Below are 17,232 nucleotides of genomic sequence, written 5' to 3'. Positions count from 1 at the left end.
GGGCCGCAGGCGGCGCAAGGGTTATCCTTGTCGCCGCCTTATTCATTTCAAAGCACGGAACACACATGAATCACATCCTGAAGCTGGGCGCGATCGCCTGCGCCGCCGCACTGGCCTGCGCGCCCGCCGGCGCCGTCTCCACCGCTGCACCGGCCGCCGCCAAGACCACCGCCGCGAGCACCAACGCCGAATCGCAGCGCCTGAACAAGCTGGGCGACGAGTACTACGATGCGCTGGCGCGCTTCGACCCGGTCTCGGCCGGCGAGAGCGGCGACAACCGCTTTGCCGACCAGATCGGCATGTCGATCTCGGCCAAGAACCGGGCCGCCCAGTTCGCGCGCTACAAGGGCTACCTGAAACGCCTGCACACGATCCATCGCGAGGCCCTGTCGCAGCGCGACCAGACCAGCTACGACATCCTTGACTACGAGCTGGCGACGGCGCTGCGCTTCGAGCCCTTCCCCGAGCACCTGCTGCCGCTCAACCAGATGGACAGCCTGCCGGTGACGCTGGCGAATTACTCGAGCGGCGAAGGCGCCCAGCCGCTGTCGAGCGTGAAGGACTACCAGGCCTACCTGAGCCGCCTGAACCAGCTCGGCCCGTGGATCGACCAGGCGATCGCGAACATGCGCGAAGGGATGAAGCGCGGCGTGGTGCAGCCGAAGGCCGTCATGCTGTCCGCCCTGCCCCAGTTCAAGAAGCTGGTGGCGGACAAGCCGGAAGACAGCATCTACTACACCCCGATCAAGCAACTGCCGGCTTCCTTCCCGGAGGCCGACAGGAAGAAGCTGACGGCCGGCTACCGCGCCGCCATCGCCGGCAAGCTGAACCCCGCGCTGGCCCGCCTGGCCGCCTTCCTCGAAAAGGACTACATCCCGGCCTGCCGCACCAGCACCGGCTGGAGCGCCCTGCCGAACGGCAAGGACTGGTACCTGGTGCGCGTGGCGAGCCAGACCACCACCGACCTGCAGCCGGAGCAGATCCACCAGATCGGCCTGAAGGAAGTGGCGCGCATCCAGGGCGAATACGCGCGCATCGGCCCGCAGATGGGTTACGACGGCCCGGCCGCCGGCCTGCCGACCTGGGTGCTGTCGCAGCCGAAGTACAAGCCGTTCAAGACCGAAGGCGAGATCATCGACGTCTACCGCAAGCTGAACGCCCAGCTGAACACCAAGCTGCCGGCGCTGTTCACGCTGCGTCCGAAGACCCCGCTCGACCTGCGCCTGGAGCCGGAACTGTCGCGCGCCACGGCTTCCGACCACTACACGCCGCCGGCGGTGGACGGTTCGCGTCCGGGCGTGTTCTGGTCGGTCGTGAACGACCCGACCCAGTACGGCAGCACCGGCATGGTGACGCTGTTCCTGCACGAGGGCCAGCCGGGCCACCACTTCCACATCGCCCTGATGCAGGAGCTGGAGCTGCCGAACTTCCGCAAGTTCGGCGGCAACAACGCCTTCACCGAAGGCTGGGCGCTGTACGCCGAAACCCTCGGCAAGGAGATGGGCCTGTTCGACAAGCCGGAAGATTATTTCGGCCACCTGAACGACGAGATGCTGCGCGCCGTGCGCCTGGTGGTCGACACCGGCATGCACGCGAAAGGCTGGACCCGCGAGCAGTCGATCCAGTACATGCGCGAGACCCTCGGCTATCCGGAATCGATCGCACGCAGCGAGACCGAACGCTACATGGCCTGGCCGGGCCAGGCGCTGGGCTACAAGATCGGCTCCCTGAAGATCCAGGAACTGCGCCGCCGCGCCGAATCGGCCCTGGGGCCGAAGTTCAGCCTGCCGAAATTCCACGAGATCGTGCTGGGCGAAGGTACGCTGCCGCTGGCGCTGCTGGAGAAGAAGGTGGATCGGTGGATTGCCGAGTCCAAATGACGTAGCAAGACCGGGGTATGTCCGCATGCCGCTCAGCCTCGGCTGAACGGCACTCTTGTTTCATGCTGCGAACGGCTCCCGAGTGGCCGGATCAGGCGGCCTTGCGGCGGCGCGCCAGCAGCAGGCCGGCCACGCCCATGCCCAGCAGCGACAGCGAAGCCGGCTCCGGCACGTCGGCCGCCTCAGCGGTGTAGGTCAGGCTCCTGACGCCGAAGTACCAGTTATTTCCGCCGTTGTTATATTCGATGCTGCGGACATTGCCGAACTGTGACAAGTCATAGGACACATCGTTTTCCCATGACAGATGGCCTGTGCTGATCAGCGTATGGGTCGCATCGAACAGCGACCAGGCCGTGGTTGGCTTGTCGCCAAAGGTGTTGAACACGAAATTGACACCAGTGACGTCTTGATCGAACTGGATTTTCAGGATCGAGTTGGTCGGGTAGACAGGGCCATCGACGGAATTGAACAAGTAACCATAGTACGCCGACGGGGTGCCCTGCTCACCGTCACCTGCCAGTGAAAAGTGTGCATCGTTCACCGACGCCAGAGCGCCATCGTAAGTTGCAAAATCGATCGTGGTAGCTTGTGCACCGAACGACGCCGCAGCGCATGCTGCCAGGAGAAGGGATTTCAGGACTTTCATGGGTTTCCTAGTTATGGTTTGAGTGCCGGAATGCCAAGCAAGTCCTATGCCAAAGGGCAATTTTTCAATAATTTCAATTACTTAAAGAAATTAAAGTTTCTCCTCCCTAAAATATTGTAAATATTCTCGACAAGGTAGTCGCTGTGACGCGGGCGGACAGGCGACCTGCCGCCCACCGCTTACCTCATCGTTCCGGCGCCACGCGCCACACCACCCCGCCCGCGTCGTCGACCACCAGCAGCGCCCCGTCCTGCGCCACCGTCACCGCGGCCGGACGACCCCAGACGTCGCGGTCGCTCAGCACCATGCCGGTCATGAAGTCCTGGTACTGGCCGGTCGGCGCGCCGTTCTTCATCATCACGCGGACCACCTTGTAGCCGGTGCGGGTCGCGCGGTTCCAGGAGCCGTGCAGGGCCAGGAAGATGTCGCCCTCGTACTCTTTCGGGAAGGCGTGCCGGGCGCCCGCCGGAGCCTGGTAGACCACCATGCCCAGCGGCGCCGAGTGCGCCTGGATCAGGGTGTCGGGGATCGTCACCTTGTCCTTCAGGTCGGGGCGGATGCCCTTCAGGCGCGGGTCTTCGTGCGCGCCCAGGTAGTACCACGGCCAGCCGTAGAAGCCGCCCTGCTTCACGCGCGTGACGTAGTCCGGCGGCAGGTTGTCGCCCAGCTCGTCGCGTTCGTTCACGCTGCAGAACAGGTCGCCGGTCTGCGGGTGCACCAGCATGCCGACGCAGTTGCGCAGGCCGTTGGCGAAGGGCCGGCGGTTCTTGCCGTCGGCGTCGAAGGCCAGCACCGCGGCGCGGTCGGTCTCTTCGCCCCAGGCGGCGCCCAGGCCATGCTTCGCTTCCCATTGCGCCAGCGCCTCGGGCGGTTTCGGGCCGATGTTCGAGGCGATGTTGGTGGCCGAGCCGACCGACAGCAGCATCGTCTTGTCGTCCTTCGAGAACGCCAGCGTGCGCGTGACGTGGCCGCCGCCGGTGTCGGCGATCTTCTCGACGATGGTCTCCGGCTCGCCCTTCGCCTTCAGGTCGCCGACCGAATACGGGAAGCGCACCACCGAGTTGACGTTGGCGACGTACAGGTATTTCGGATTCGCGCCGGACGGCCACAGGGCCAGGCCGTAGGGGCGCGACAGGCCGCTGGCGAACACGCTGCTGCTGTCCGCCTTGTCGCCGCCCTTGCCCGGGCGGAGGATGCTGACCTGGCCCTTGCTCGCCTCGGAGACGATGATGTCGCCGTTCGGCGCGCGCAAGGCCAGGCGCGCCTTGCCGGTGTCGGCTGCGAACATCGAGACCTTGAAGCCCTTCGGCACGGCCGGCATCGCATTGTCCGGACGCGCGGCGACTTTCGGGCCGTTGCCGGCGCTGTCGCTGGCGAACGGCGCCGCCAGTTTGTCCACGGTGAGATGGTGCAGGTCGCCCGGCTTGTCATCGAGCCAGGCGCCGGCCTTGTCGCCGCCGTTCGCGCCTGTCGGCGCCGCGGCCGCCGTCGGCGCCGCCTTGCCGCTCTGCGACGCCAGGTAGTCGATCACGGCGGCGCGCGCCCTGGCGTCGGCGATCCCGATCGGCATGGCGGTGCCCGGCACGTCCTTGCTCGGATCGCGCAGGAAGACGTCGAGCTCCTCGCGGGTCCAGGTCTTGCCGGCGGCGCCGGCCCTGGTCAGCGCATCGGTGTAGTTGTAGCCGGCCACCGCGGCGGCCTTGCGGCCCACCACGTTGTACAGGCCCGGACCGGCGCGCGAACCCAGTTTGGGATCGACCGTGTGGCAGCTCGCGCAGTTGCGCTCGAAATAGGTCTGGCCGGCCGCCGGCGCGGCCTGCGCGGCCCCTGCCGCCAGCCACGCCAGCGCGGCGATGTTCGCCGCCAAAATGGATCGATGCATATTGTTCTCCTTGTTGAATCCAGCGCTCAGTCGATCATGAAGACCGGATAACGGCGCCACTCCGGCTCGCGGTAGCGCGCGCAGTTGGCGAAGATGAAGTCCAGCACCGCTTCCTGGTTCTCCAGCAGGTGCGGATTGTCCTGTTTCCAGTCCTCGAACCTGGCCGCCAGTTCCGGCTCGTCGCGCAGCAGCTTCTCGGCCTCGTCCTCGAACACGTAATCCGAATACGCTTCCTTTTTTTCCAGCACGCTGTTGAAGAAGCCCCAGCGGAAGAAGCTGTCGTGACCCAGCGGTTCGAGCATCTCGACCGCGTAGCGCGCCTTGTCCTGGTCCAGCGGCACGACGTAGTCGCCGGCGCGCAGGGTCACGGTGGCGCTGCGGCGCTCCAGCTGCACGTCGTCGTGGAACATATGGCCTTCGTAGGCGTGCGGGCGCGACGTCACCGAGCGGACGTGGTAGCAGGCCACGGTCTGCACGCGGTCGGCCTCGACACGCTCCATGCGCACGCCGTTCCACTGCAGGCGCTCGATCGCCTCGCGCCACTGCTGCGGCACCACATAGGCGCGCGGCGCCCACACGACCACGTCGGCCGGGAAGCGGTTGAAATAGGGGATGTCCTTCTCGAACGGGGCACTGCGGTCGTACCACAAGCGCTGGTAGTTACCCAGGTTGCTGGGCTTGTACTTCGCCTCGTAGCCCTTGAAACGGAAAGTCGACGGGTTCGCGTCGTCCATCGACCAGTGGATCGGCCACTCGCGGCGGGTGCGGCCGAGGTCCCTGGCGGCGCGGCGCAGCTGGACGATCTTCTCGCCGTTCGCGACCGTGAAGCCGAGCGCGGTCTCGACCAGCGCGCGCATCGAGTGGTAGCGGTCGGCGAAGGGCTTCAGCATGTGGGTCTCGGGCATGAAGCCGATCGTGTAATGCAGGGCCGCATAGCCGGTCGAGAAGCGCGGCGTCTCCAGGAAGTCGGCGATGCCCTGGTCCGGGCTATCCTTGACCGGGTTCACGTAGGGGCAGGTCGGCCAGCCGCGCGTTTCCATCTCGGCGTACATCGCCGGGACCATGGTGTCGCGCAGGAAGTCGCCCAGTTCGCCGCCCAGCTTGTCGGCCTGGGTCTGGATCAGGGTCATGGTATAGCTGTAGTCGGCGCCGTTCGAGGTGTGGGTGTCGACCATCACATCCGGATCCCAGGCCGTGAAGAACTCGTTGAACACGCGCGCGGTGAAGGTGTCGCACTTGACGAAGTCGCGGTTCAGGTCGAGGTGGCGGCTGTTGCCGCGGAAGCCGAACTGCTCGGGGCCGTCCTGGTTCACGCGCGAGCTGTTGTTGCGGTTGAAGGCGCCGTCGACGTTGTACAGCGGGATGAAGATGAATACGGTGCGTTTCAACCCCGCCAGGCGCTCCGGCTCCTGGCAGAAGTCGCGCACCAGCGCCATGCAGGCGTCCACGCCTTCCGGCTCGCCCGGGTGGATGCCGTTATTGTTGAAGAACACCGGGCGCTTGTCGCGCTTGATCTCGAAGCGGTCGAACACGCCGTCGGCGCTGACCACGCCCGCGTGGATGGGCACGCCAGCATCCGAGGTGCCGATCTGGCTGAAGCGCAGCACGCGCGGATAGCGCTTGGCGAGGTCTTCGTACCAGGCGATGCAGTCGGCCCAGGTGGTGGTCTGGTTCTGGTTGCCCTTCTCGAAAGGGGTCTTCAATTCATTGGACATGATGGCGTCTTGGTTCTTGAATAATGGGTGATGCGAAGCGGGGCGATGCGAAGCCGCTAATGTACCTCAGTTGCGTGCCTCGGATGCGCCGCCCAGCGGCAGCGTGATCGCCACCGTCGTGCCGCGCCCCGGCCGGGAACGCACCTGGATCGTGCCGCCCAGCGCGAACACGCGCTCGCGCATGCCGATGATGCCGATCCCTTCGGACGACACGGCCGGATCGAAGCCTGCGCCGTCGTCGCCGACTTCGATGTGCAGGGCCTGGTCGGTGTCGGCAAGCACCAGGCTGACGTGGGCGGCGGACGCATGCGCGTGCTTCATGATGTTCGACAGCGCTTCCTGCACGATGCGGTAGGCGGAGATCGCCAGCTCATTGTTCAGGCGCGAGAAGTCGCCCTCGGTATGGAATTCGAAATCGATGCCGGAACTGGAGCGGTAGTGGCTGACCATCTCCTCGACCGCGCCGTGCAGGCCCAGCATGTCGAGCACTTCCGGGCGCAGGCGCCGCACCAGGCGCCGGCCGTTGGCGTACAGGTCGAGCGCGAGCTTGGTGATCGCCTGGGCCTTGGCGCCGATCTGCTCGACTTCCGGGCCCGGCGCGGCCTTGCCCGCCAGCTGCTGGATGGTCTGGGATTCCAGGCGCACCGCGATCAGGGAGGCGTTCAGCTCGTCGTGGATCTCGACCGCGATGCTTTTTCTCTCGTCCTCGATGATGTTGTTGACCTTCTGGATCAGCTTGCGCTTGTCGGCGTCGGCGCGCAGCGCCTCGTTGCGCGACGCCAGCAGGTCGCGGGTACGCTCGGCCACCTTGTTCTCGAGGTCCTGCTTGGAGCGGTCGAGCGCCACCGACATCTCGCCGATCGAGGCCTGCAGCTCGCCGATCTCGCCGCCGGTTGTGACCGGCAGCTCGACCCGATAGTGCCCGCCGCGGATCGCGCGCAGCACGGCGATCGCCTCCTGCAGCGGCACCGTCAGGCTGCGCGCCAGGAAGTAGGCCAGCAGGCCGCTGGCGACCAGGGCCAGCGCCGCCATCGCCAGCTCGATGCGAAAGCGCCGCAGCTGCTTGGCCAGCATGCTGGTCGGCGACATCGTCACCCGCACCCGTCCCACCACCTCGGTGGTCAGGGTCGGCGGGCGGGTGTCGCTCGAAGCCGAGACGTGCGGCGTGCCGTTGTCCGAGAACAGGTTGATCCACACCACCTGCTTGCGGATCGGCGCTTCCCAGGAGCGCGCCTCGGCCTGGATCGGGTGCTCGGAAATCGCGCTGACGGCATTCCTGCCGTTGGTGTCGAGCACGTCGATGCGGTACACGCTGCGGTCCGACTGCACCAGCCCGTTGATGGTCAGGCTCAGGTCGGACAGGTTGCCTGAGATGACGTTGTACTCGCTGGTCTCGGCCAGCGCACGCGCCAGGATGCGTCCGCGCTCGGCCAGCTCCTCGTCGACCTGGGCGCGGTGCGAGTACCAGGAATACCAGACGAAGGAAGAGAACAGCAGCGCCACCGGCAGCATGGTAATGAAGGCCATGCGCAGGCCGATGCTCCAGCCGCGCCAGAAGGACAGGTAGCGCATCATGGCCGGCGCGCCGGAGCCGGATCCGCCGCCCGGCGGGAGAAACTGCGCACCTCGTCGCCGACCGTGAGGTCGAGCGAGCGCGCCACGCCTTCGTTGACGATGGTGCGGAAGTAGCGCGGGAACTGCGGCGGCGCCAGCTCGCCGCCGGCCACGTAGGCGCCGGCGATCTCGGCGACCTGGGCGTCGATGTCCTCGATCTCGGAATAGGTGGTGGCCAGCGCGCCGGCCTTCACCATGTCGCCCGAGAAGCCGATCACGCCCTGCTTGTGGCGGTAGGTCGAGAGCAGGATGTTGCGGATGCTCTCGGTGGTGAAGACGGCGCTGTCGGGCAGGGCCAGCAGCACGTCGGTCTGGGCGATCTGGTTCAGCAGGCGGTTGATGTCGTCGCCGGCGGCGGCGTCCAGCACCGCGACCTTGCCTGCTTCCAGCGCCGGCCGCAGGAAGGCGGTATCGGCGCCAAGGATGGCGCTGACGCGCACCGGACGGCGGTACAGCAGCGCGGCCAGGCGCAGCTGGTCGGCCGGCGCCGGCTCGGCGTAGACGGCGGTGCTGGCGACCGGATGCCCGCCGCCGCGCGCGGCCTGGTCCATGATGGACCGGTACACCTGGCTCGACGTGAAGGCCGAGATCACCACGCAATCGCAGCGCTTCGATGCGACCTCGCGCAGGGCAGCCGGACCGATCGCCACGTACAGCATGCGGCGGTGCTGCGCCAGCTCGGTACGAAAGCCGGCGAAGATCGGGACCAGGCGTTTATAGAGATCTTCGGTGATGCGCTGGGTGAGCGCGCTGTCGTCGCCGGTGACGAACTGGAAGCGGAAGCCCTGGCTGGGTTCCTGGACGGGTTTGGCGGCTTGGGCGCCCGAAGCCAGGACCAGGGCCGCCATGGCGCCGCATGCCAGCTTCCTCAGCATGTCGTCAAGGCTCGATCAGACCATGCTTTACCGCCAGCTTGGTGATATACGCCTGCCGATGCACCCCCAGCTTTTCCTTCACCGACTGGCTGATATTGCTGATGGTCTTGGTCGACAAGTTCAGGCGCTCGGCGATCTCGTTGTTGGTCAATCCTTCGGCCATCAGCCTGAAGATCTCCAGGCTGCGCTCGTCGAGCATCGACTGCGGCGAGACGTCGCCGCGCACCGCCAGGCTGGCCAGGCGCTCGGCGATCTGCGGCGGGAAGTACAGCTTGCCGGCGTGCGCCTGGCGTACCGCCTCGGCCAGGTCGGCCGGGTCGCAGTCCTTGGTGACGAAGGCATGCGCGCCGAGGCGGTAGGTTTCCTTGATCAGGCTGTCCTGGTCGAACTGGCTGAGGAAGACGATCTTCGCCTGCGGATCGGCCTTCAGGATGTTCTGGGCGGCGTCCAGGCCGGTCAGTTCGGTGCCGAAGCGGATGTCGAGCACCGCCACGTCGGGCTTGTGTTCGGCGTACATCGCCACCGCCTCGCTCGGCGACTTGGCCTGGCCCACCACTTCCATTCCCTGGGCGCCCAGCGACATGGCGAAACCGGTCATCACGATCGGGTGGTCGTCCGCCAGCATCACGCGGATCGGTGTTTGCTCTTTCTGCATCTCTTGCCATTCCCTGGTATCTGGATAGGGAGATTATTCCATATAAAGAACGCAACTCCAACGAAGACAGGCGCGGTAGCCAATGGAAGCAATTTTACCAATAATTCGCTTTACATATTGCTAGTACATAGCATATATTTATTCCACAGCTTAGCCAATCTGTTTCACTGCCTGACAACAACAAGGAGGAAGGCCATGAACGACAGCGCGCCGGAAGCCGGCTGGACCCAGCTGGCCCATGCCTGGAAACTGGACCAGGGGCGCCCTTGACGAGAACCCTTCTTTGCCCGCCTACCTCCTCGAAGCCTGGCGGGCTTTTTTTTGCCTGGAGACCCGATGTCCCACGATTCCGTCCTGCCCGCCACCAGCGGGCGCCAGGGCTTCGCCGCCGCCTGCCTGCTCGGCGCGCTGCTGGCCTGGCTGGCGCTGGCCCCGCGCCATTTTCCGGCGCCATCCACGCATATCGGGGCGCCCGCCGCGGGCGGATTTTCCGTCGTCCGCGCCCAAGCCCATGTGCGCGCGCTGGCGGCGGCGCCGCGCCCGGTCGGCAGCCGCGCCAACCAGGAAGCACGCGCCTACCTGCTGGCCCAGTTGCGCGCGATCGGCCTGGAGCCGGAGGTGCAGACGGCGATCGCACAGACGGCGTCGTCCGACCTCACCGCCAACGTGCGCGTGACGCTGGCCGAGGTGCACAACGTGGTCGTGAAGAAGCCGGGCATGGTGTCGGGCCATGCCGGCAGGCCGGCGGTGCTGGCGGTCGCCCACTACGATTCCGGCAGCGCCACGCTGGGCGCGGCCGACGGCGCCGCTTCCAGCGCGGCCCTGCTGGAGACCCTGCGCGTGCTGCAGGCCGGCCCGCCGCTCGACAATGACCTGCTGGTCGTGTTCACCGACGGCGACGCCGGCCAGGCGCTGGGCACGCGCGGCTTCGTGCAAGCGCATCCGTGGGCGCGCCGCGCGCGCGTCGCGCTGCGCTTCGACAATCCGGGCAACCGCGGCGCGCTGCAGCTGATCGGCGCCGAGCGCGCGGACGGCTTCGCGGTACAGACCTGGGCCGGGCTGGCGCCCGATCCGCAGGGCTCGTCGCTGATGGGCGAGCTGTACGCCACGCTGCCGCAGCACGAAGCCGCCGCGCTGCTGGGCGGACCGGATGGCGCCGGCGCGCCGGCGCAGGCAGCGGTCCTGCACTTCGCCACCACCGCCGGGCCGCTGGGCGACGGCGCCGGGGATATTCCCGAACGCCTCGACAGCGCTAGCCTGCAGCACGAAGGCGACACCATGCTGACCCTGCTACGCCGCTTCGGCTCGACCCATTTGCCGGAGCCCGGCGTACGCGGCCAGGTCTTCTTCGCCCTGCCGGGCCTGGGCATGCTGCACTATGCGTATCCGCTGGTGTGGCCACTCAGCCTGCTGGTCTGCCTGCTGTGCGCGGCCGCCTGGCGCAACGCGGTCCGGCGCGAAAAAGTCGACAGCATCGACATCGTGCACGGCGCCTTCGGCTTCCTCATGACGGCAATGCTGGCCATCGGCGCCGCCTGGCTGTGCCGCGATGCGCAGCCGGGGCTCGCGCCGCGCTACGACGCCGGCTTGCTGGCCGGGGGCCCGGGCCTGGCCGCCAGCGTGCGCTGGCAACTGCTCGTCTTCACGCTGCTGCCGGTGGCCGTCTTCATCGCCCTGCAGCGCAAACTGCAGGAGCGGCTCGGCGTCACGCCGGTGGCGCTGGGTGCGATGTGCACCCTGAGCCTCGCCCTGCTCGGCGCCAGCTGGTTCGTGCCGGGCGCGAGCTATGTGCTGGCCTGGCCGCTGCTGGCGGCCTTGTCCGCCTTTCTTGTGCTGTCCAGCCGCCGCGCGCGCGCATGGACGCGGGCGCGCAGGCTGGCGGTGCTGCTGGCGGCCGCCGTGCCGGCCGCGTTCCTGATCCTGCCGGCGGCGCGCGACAGCCTGCTGTTCGTCTCGCCCACCTGGCTGGTGCTGCCGGGGGCCCTGGCCTGCTGCCTGCCGGCCCTGTGCGGCCCGCTGCTGGCTGAAGTGGGCGCGCGCCTGGTGGTACGGCCGCTGCTGCTGGGCGTATGCGCCTGCATGGTGCTGGCCCACCGCGGCAGCCCGACGCCGCCCGCACTGCCGCAGCCGAACCAGCTGGTATACTTCAAGGACACCCCGAGCTGGCAGGCTTTCTGGCTGTATCCGCCGGTGCCGCTCGACGCCTGGACGCGCCAGGTCTTCCCCAACACCATGCATCCCTACCAGCTGCCCTACCTGTTCGGCTCCAGCGCCGGCCCGGTGTGGTATGCCGCGGCCAAGCGCGACGACAGCGTCGCCTATCCCTACCTGATCATCGAAAAGGATCAGCGCGGCGGCGACGTGCGCCACGTCGAAGTCCTGATGCGTTCGAAGAACAGCGCACCCGAGATCGTGATCCGCCTGGTCGGCGCCGATACCCTGAAATCCAGCCTGAACGGCCGCGTGCTGACCGCCAGGCGCTACCGGGGCTGGAAGCTCGACCTGCACGGCATGCAGGACCGCGAGCTTCGCTTCGCCTTCGACCTGGTCGGCGACCCGCCTTTCCTGATCTTCATCCAGGAACGGATGCCGGGCCTCCCCGACCGCGACCTGCCGGCGCGCCCGGCCGGGATGCTGCCGCGCCTGTTGCCACAGACCGGCACCACGGTCTCCGCGGACGTGCTTTATTTCCGCTAGTTCCGTAGAATGACGGCATGCACAAGCTCATCCACTCGGCCCTCGCGGCCAGCCTGGCGCTGGCCTTTTCCGCACACGCCGCCAAACCCGCCGCCACCGCCGCCATCGTCCAGGAAGCCCCGCTGCGCGCCCACCTGGCCTTCCTGTCCTCGGACGCCATGGAAGGCCGCGGCACCGGCCAGCGCGGCGGCGAACTGACCGTCACCTACCTGGAAACCCAGGCCATGGCCGCCGGCCTGCTGCCGGCCAGGCACGGCAGCTACCGCCAGAGCGTCCGGATCGCCGGCGTGAAAGCGCAGCCGGAGGAAAGCTCGGTGGCCGTGGTCGCGGGCGGCAAGCCGCTGCCGCTGGCGTTCGCGAAGGACTGGGTGTGGGCGCCTGGCGACGCGAAACCGGTGCACGACATGGACGCCGAACTGGTCTTCGTCGGCTACGGCATCAGCGCGCCGGAAGAAGGCGGCTGGGACGATTACAAGGGCCTGGATGTGAAAGGCAAGGTGCTGGTCATGCTGGTCAACGACCCGGCGCCGACTGACGCGGAACCGAAGCGCTTCAACGGCAAGGGACTGACCTACTACGGCCGCTGGACCTATAAGTTCGAGGAAGCCGCGCGCCGCGGCGCCGCCGGGGTGATCCTCATCCACACCGACGCCTCGGCCTCGTATGGCTGGAGCGTGGTGCAGAACAGCTGGACCGCCGAACGCTTCCAGCTGGCCGACGCCGACCTCGGCACCGGCCTGCAGGGCTGGATCACGGATGCCGGTGCACGCGCCCTGTTTGCCGCCGCCGGCCAGGACCTCGACAAGCTGCGCGCCGGCGCCGAAGAAAAATCCTTCAGGCCGGTCGCGCTGAACGCCCGCGTGCAGGGGCAGACCCGCGCCACGGTGCGCACGCTGGAGCAGTTCAACGTGGCCGGCATCGTGCCGGGCACCGACCCGAAGCTGAAGGACGAAGTGGTGATCTACAGCGCGCACTGGGACCACCTCGGCAAGCAGGGGGACGGCGGCAACGGCGCGGACACCATCTTCAACGGCGCCGTCGACAACGCCTCGGGCAGCGCCGGCCTGCTGGCGATGGCCCAGGAAGCGGTGCGCCATCCGGCCAGGCGCAGCCAGATGTTCCTGTGGGTCGCGGCCGAGGAACAGGGCCTGCTGGGCAGCGCGGCCTATGCCGCCCGTCCGCTGTGGCCCCTGGATAAAACCGCGGCGGCGCTCAACCTGGACAGCCTGAACTTCGTCGGCGCGGTCAGGGACGTCGGCGTGCAGGGCAGCGAACGCAGCACCCTGGGCGCACTGGCGGCGCAGACCGCGAAGGCGATGCACATGACGGTGGCGCCGGCCCATCCGGACCTGGGGGGCGGCTACTTCCGCAGCGACCACTTCAGCTTCGCCAAGGCCGGCGTGCCGGCGTTCTCGATCTCGGGCGGCCACGACTGGGTGAAGGACAAGGAGGCCAGCGAGGCCAAGCGCAAGGCCTACGGCACGCGCTACCACCAGGTCAGCGACGAATACGATCCGAACTGGGACCTGTCCGGCATGGTGCAGCAGGCGCAGTACACGCTGAACCTGGGCCGCATGGTGGCCGATGCGCCGGCCATGCCGACCTGGCAGCCGGGCGATCAGTTCGGCAAGGCGCGTGCGGCGGGCAAGTTGGCGGACAGGTAAGCCAACCCGCGCTATCGCGCCAGCGCGGGGACGGACGCCGCCGGTACGGGGACGGCGGCCGCCGCCAGGATCTGCGCCAGCTTCGCGATATCGACCGGCTTGACCAGGTGGTGGTCGAAGCCGGCCTGGCGCGACAGTTCGCGGTCGCGCTCCTGGCCGTAGCCGGTCAGCGCCACGAACACGGCGCCGGCGTGGCCGGGCTGGCGGCGCAGGCGGCGCGCCAGTTCGTAGCCGGTCATGTCGGGCAGGCCGATGTCGAGGATGAAGACCTCGGTGCCCTCGACCTCGGGCGCGCGCAGCGTGGTCGACGCATCCTCGTAGACCTGCACGCTGTGGCCGTGGGCGCGCAGCAGCACCGCCAGCGACTGGCCCGCGTCGGCATTGTCGTCGACGATGGTGACCAGCAGCGGCCGGGTCTCGCCGGCGCCGGCCGGGCGCGGAGTGGCGCCGACCAGTGCCAGCGCCTGCGCGCGCGGCAGCGCGACCTTCATCGTCGTGCCCTGCTGGGCGCCATCGCTGTACGCCGACACGCTGCCGTTATGCATCCGCACGATGCTCTTCACCAAAGCCAGCCCGATCCCGAGGCCGCCCTGCGAGCGGTCCGGCGCGCGGTCGGCCTGGGTGAACAGGTCGAAGATGTGGGGCAGCAGCTGGGCGTCGATGCCGCTGCCGTTGTCGCGCACGCTCACCTCGGCCGTCCCGCCGGCGCTGGCGACGGCCAGCGTGATCCTGCCGCCGGCCGGCGTGTACTTGGCCGAGTTGTTGAGCAGGTTGACCAGCACCTGGATCAGGCGCGTGCGGTCGCCCTCGACCGGCACCTGGTCGGCAGGCAGGTCGACCACCAGCGTGTGGCGGCGCTCTTCGATGTGCGGGCGGGCCTGCTCGACGGCGGCCATCGCCACCTTGTTCAGGTCGAGCACCTCGTTCTCCAGCTTGACCAGGCCGCGCGTGACGCGCGAGACATCCAGCAGGTCGTCGACCAGCTCCGTCATGTGGCGCACCTGGCGCGAAATGATGTTGCTGGCCTTCAGGCGCAGGCCCTCGTTCACTTCCGGCAGGCGCAGCAGCTGGGCGGCGCTGGTGATCGGCGCCAGCGGATTGCGCAGCTCATGCGCCAGCATTGCCAGGAACTCGTCCTTCATCTTGTTGTGGCGCTCGGCCTCGGCGCGCGCGGCGCGTTCGCTGGCCAGCAGGCTCTCGCGCTCCTGCGCCGCCTTCTGCGCCATGTCGTACAGGCGCGCGTTGTCGATCGCAATTGCGGCTTGGCCGGCAAAGGTGCTGATCAGCTCCTCGGTGCGGGCGTTGAACATGCCAGGCGTCGAATGGCCGAAGAACAGGCCGCCGATCACCTCGCCCGAGCGCGACACCACCGACGCGGCCAGGTAGCTGCGCACCGGCAGGTGCCCCTTCGGCATGCCGTAGTGCGGCGCCATCGAGCCGTAGCGCGGATCCCTGGTGATGTCGTCGCTGCGTACCGGCGCGCCGCCGTAGAAGGTCGGACCGAATACCTTGGTGGCGCGCGGCTGGCCGAGGTGCTGGAACGCTTCGCGCGGCGCCCCGCTCAGGGTGTAGAGCAGGTAGGCGTCGCCGTTGCTGTCCGTGTTGTTATGGAAGAAGGAGCCGAATTCCGCCCCGGTGAGCTGGGTGGCGGCGTCGGTGATCGCCTGCATCAGCGGCTCGAGATCGATGGTCGAGGCCAGCTTCTCGGTGGCGTCCTTCATCAGCTCCAGCAGGCGGGTCTCTTCGCGCAGCGCCTGTTCGGCGCGGATGCGGCGCAGCGCGTCCCAGGTGCGGTGGACCCCGTCTTCCATCAGGCGCATCTCGGCCGGGTCCCAATGCCGCGCAGCCGGGACCTGCAGCGCCATCACCGCCTCGAGCCGGTCGCCATCCATCAGCGGCACGGCGATGCCGGCGCCGATGCCCTGCGACAGCCACGCTTCGAAGCCCGGAATGCCCTCGCCGGCGACGTCCGACACGCACACGGTCTCGCCGCGCAGCAGCGCGGATGCGCGCCCGAAGGCCAGCATCTCGAGCGGCACGGTACGTCCGGCCCCGCCGTCGGGCGCGCCGTCGCGCCACTGTTCGCGGATCAGGGCCGCATGCGATTCGTGATCGACCGTCGCATAGATCGCCGCCACGCCGGCGGCATAGCTGCTCACGTGGCGTCCGCAAGCGCGCAGCAGCGCGTCGGCTTCGGTTTCACGGCGCACGATGTCGGCCAGTTCGAGCTGGAAGGCCTGGCGGCGCTCCGCCATCACGGCTTCGGTGGTCTCGATCAGGGTGACCAGCACGCCCGCGACCCGGCGTGCGTCGTCGTAGACCGGGCTGTACGAATAATTGAACCAGCAGGTTTCGGGGTAGCCGTAGCGATTGATGGTCAGCTCCAGCTTGTCGGCGCCGACCGGTTCGCCGCGTTGGGCGCGATGCCACATCGGGGCCATGAGCGGCCAGATCTCGGCCCAGGTCACGCGCGCATCCTGGCCCAGCGCCGCACCCTGCTTGTTGCCGAGGATGCGCAGGTAGGCGTCGTTGAAGAACTGGAGATTGTCCTCGCCCCAGGCCAGGCACATCGGCATCCGGCAATCGAGCAGCGAACGCACCGTCAGCTTGAGGCTGGACGGCCAGCGATCGACGGGACCGACGGCAGTCGTCTCCCACGGATGGCGCCGCATGCGCATCTCCATCTCGCTGACGTTGGGGAGCGGGACGTCGCCGGACGCGGCAGGATCGAAAGGCCAGGGCATAGTATTCGCAAGCAGGTCAGAGCTGGGCGGTCGGCTCAGCTAACCATCATAGCAGGCATTGTTAAATACATGCATGCATCAGTGAACAATTTGCAACTTTCCCCGGCCGGGTGTGGCGGCCTGCCGACTGCCGTGCTTACTGGATCACGCCGCAGGCGATGCGCGCGCCCCCGCCGCCCAGCGGCGCCGGCTTGTCGGCATAGTTGTCGCCGCCGGCGTGGATCATCAGGGCCTTGCCCTTGACTTCCGCCAGGGTCTTGAGATGCGGCGCCGTCACCGGCACGCTGGCCCGGCCGTCGGCGCCCACCACCAGCGGCGGCAGGTCGCCCAGGTGGCCGTTCCCGGCAGGGCCGAGGTGCTGCTTGGTGCCATGCGGGTCGAAATGCCCGCCGGCAGCCCCGGCCGCGACCTTCTGTCCATCCTTTTCGTTGACGCCGCAGCTGCCGTTCTCGTGCACGTGGTAGCCATGCGGCCCCGCCGGCAGGTCGGTCAGCTTGGGCGTGAACACCAGCCCGTTCGGGGATTCGCTGATGGAGACGACGCCGATCATCTTGCCGGTGCCGCCGGCGCTTACCAGGGTCATCGGGGCTTGCAGCTGGCCGCCGGCGCCCGCCGCGGCCGGCACCGGGGTCTGGGCCGCCTTCGCGGACGGGCCCGTGGGTGTGGTCTGGGCGCTGGCCGTGCCAGCCAGGGCTGCGGCAAGGGTGCAGGCCAGCAGGGCGGTTTTGGTATGTGTGTTCATGACCGTCTCCTTTCAGGTGGGAAGGTGGAGCGGGGATAGTGTATGACAATGCAATGGATGAGGGCGGACGGGAGGAGCTTGAGCCTGCTCACCGCTTGGGGAGGCGTTCTGGCGAAAA

11 protein-coding genes are annotated in these 17,232 nt (G+C 68.0%); 3 read left to right on the top strand and 8 right to left on the bottom strand.

The features are described from left to right. Positions 1 to 65 precede the first annotated feature (65 nt). The gene (locus AM586_RS16635; RefSeq protein ID WP_052234138.1) at positions 66 to 1,880 is read left to right on the top strand and encodes a DUF885 family protein; all 1,815 of its coding nucleotides are present in this window, start codon (positions 66 to 68) and stop codon (positions 1,878 to 1,880) included. A 91-nt stretch (positions 1,881 to 1,971) separates the two neighbouring features. On the opposite strand, the gene AM586_RS16630 is transcribed toward AM586_RS16635, so the two are convergent. The 6 genes from AM586_RS16630 to AM586_RS16605 all read right to left on the bottom strand — a co-directional run bounded on the left by AM586_RS16630 (position 1,972) and on the right by AM586_RS16605 (position 9,267). After that, positions 1,972 to 2,526, bottom strand: coding sequence for a PEP-CTERM sorting domain-containing protein (locus tag AM586_RS16630; RefSeq protein WP_082439376.1), 555 nt, complete (start codon positions 2,524 to 2,526; stop codon positions 1,972 to 1,974). Between the two features lie 184 nt (positions 2,527 to 2,710). Further along, entirely contained in the window at positions 2,711 to 4,408 is a 1,698-nt protein-coding gene (locus AM586_RS16625; RefSeq protein ID WP_052234140.1) for a PQQ-dependent sugar dehydrogenase, read from the bottom strand. A 26-nt stretch (positions 4,409 to 4,434) separates the two neighbouring features. Beyond that, positions 4,435 to 6,123 (bottom strand): M14 family zinc carboxypeptidase, encoded by a 1,689-nt coding sequence (locus AM586_RS16620; RefSeq protein ID WP_052234141.1) that lies wholly within the window; start codon positions 6,121 to 6,123, stop codon positions 4,435 to 4,437. A gap of 66 nt (positions 6,124 to 6,189) precedes the next feature. Next, entirely contained in the window at positions 6,190 to 7,698 is a 1,509-nt protein-coding gene (locus AM586_RS16615; protein ID WP_229411240.1) for an ATP-binding protein, read from the bottom strand. Continuing rightward, entirely contained in the window at positions 7,695 to 8,612 is a 918-nt protein-coding gene (locus AM586_RS16610) for a hypothetical protein (RefSeq protein ID WP_052234142.1), read from the bottom strand. The genes AM586_RS16615 and AM586_RS16610 overlap by 4 nt, the downstream gene beginning before the upstream one ends. Before the next feature lie 4 nt (positions 8,613 to 8,616). After that, positions 8,617 to 9,267 carry a response regulator transcription factor gene (locus AM586_RS16605; protein WP_052234143.1) on the bottom strand — a complete coding sequence of 217 codons (651 nt, stop codon included), beginning with the start codon at positions 9,265 to 9,267 and terminating at the stop codon, positions 8,617 to 8,619. Positions 9,268 to 9,603: 336 nt separating this feature from the next. Between AM586_RS16605 and AM586_RS16600 the strand changes: the two genes are divergently transcribed. Then, positions 9,604 to 11,964 (top strand): M28 family peptidase, encoded by a 2,361-nt coding sequence (locus tag AM586_RS16600; RefSeq protein WP_052234144.1) that lies wholly within the window; start codon positions 9,604 to 9,606, stop codon positions 11,962 to 11,964. Positions 11,965 to 11,981: 17 nt separating this feature from the next. Beyond that, complete coding sequence (locus tag AM586_RS16595; protein WP_052234145.1) at positions 11,982 to 13,628, top strand: M28 family peptidase; 1,647 nt, start codon at positions 11,982 to 11,984, stop codon at positions 13,626 to 13,628. An 11-nt stretch (positions 13,629 to 13,639) separates the two neighbouring features. On the opposite strand, the gene AM586_RS16590 is transcribed toward AM586_RS16595, so the two are convergent. Both AM586_RS16590 and sodC read right to left on the bottom strand, forming a co-directional pair. After that, complete coding sequence (locus tag AM586_RS16590) at positions 13,640 to 16,372, bottom strand: ATP-binding protein (RefSeq protein ID WP_052234146.1); 2,733 nt, start codon at positions 16,370 to 16,372, stop codon at positions 13,640 to 13,642. Between the two features lie 136 nt (positions 16,373 to 16,508). Continuing rightward, complete coding sequence (gene sodC / locus AM586_RS16585) at positions 16,509 to 17,114, bottom strand: superoxide dismutase family protein (RefSeq protein WP_082439375.1); 606 nt, start codon at positions 17,112 to 17,114, stop codon at positions 16,509 to 16,511. Positions 17,115 to 17,232 lie beyond the last annotated feature (118 nt).

Origin of the sequence: Massilia sp. WG5, assembly GCF_001412595.2 — a bacterium.
Taxonomy (GTDB): domain Bacteria; phylum Pseudomonadota; class Gammaproteobacteria; order Burkholderiales; family Burkholderiaceae_D; genus Telluria.
This window is presented reverse-complemented; position numbering and strand designations above follow the sequence as displayed.

Excerpts from the sequence above, each read along its gene's own strand:
- AM586_RS16635 (WP_052234138.1), top strand. The coding sequence starts at position 66 with ATGAATCACATCCTGAAGCTGGGCGCGATCGCCTGCGCCGCCGCACTG.
- AM586_RS16630 (WP_082439376.1), bottom strand. The coding sequence starts at position 2,526 with ATGAAAGTCCTGAAATCCCTTCTCCTGGCAGCATGCGCTGCGGCGTCG.
- AM586_RS16625 (WP_052234140.1), bottom strand. The coding sequence starts at position 4,408 with ATGCATCGATCCATTTTGGCGGCGAACATCGCCGCGCTGGCGTGGCTG.
- AM586_RS16620 (WP_052234141.1), bottom strand. The coding sequence starts at position 6,123 with ATGTCCAATGAATTGAAGACCCCTTTCGAGAAGGGCAACCAGAACCAG.
- AM586_RS16615 (WP_229411240.1), bottom strand. The coding sequence starts at position 7,698 with ATGATGCGCTACCTGTCCTTCTGGCGCGGCTGGAGCATCGGCCTGCGC.
- AM586_RS16610 (WP_052234142.1), bottom strand. The coding sequence starts at position 8,612 with ATGCTGAGGAAGCTGGCATGCGGCGCCATGGCGGCCCTGGTCCTGGCT.
- AM586_RS16605 (WP_052234143.1), bottom strand. The coding sequence starts at position 9,267 with ATGCAGAAAGAGCAAACACCGATCCGCGTGATGCTGGCGGACGACCAC.
- AM586_RS16600 (WP_052234144.1), top strand. The coding sequence starts at position 9,604 with ATGTCCCACGATTCCGTCCTGCCCGCCACCAGCGGGCGCCAGGGCTTC.
- AM586_RS16595 (WP_052234145.1), top strand. The coding sequence starts at position 11,982 with ATGCACAAGCTCATCCACTCGGCCCTCGCGGCCAGCCTGGCGCTGGCC.
- AM586_RS16590 (WP_052234146.1), bottom strand. The coding sequence starts at position 16,372 with ATGCCCTGGCCTTTCGATCCTGCCGCGTCCGGCGACGTCCCGCTCCCC.
- sodC (WP_082439375.1), bottom strand. The coding sequence starts at position 17,114 with ATGAACACACATACCAAAACCGCCCTGCTGGCCTGCACCCTTGCCGCA.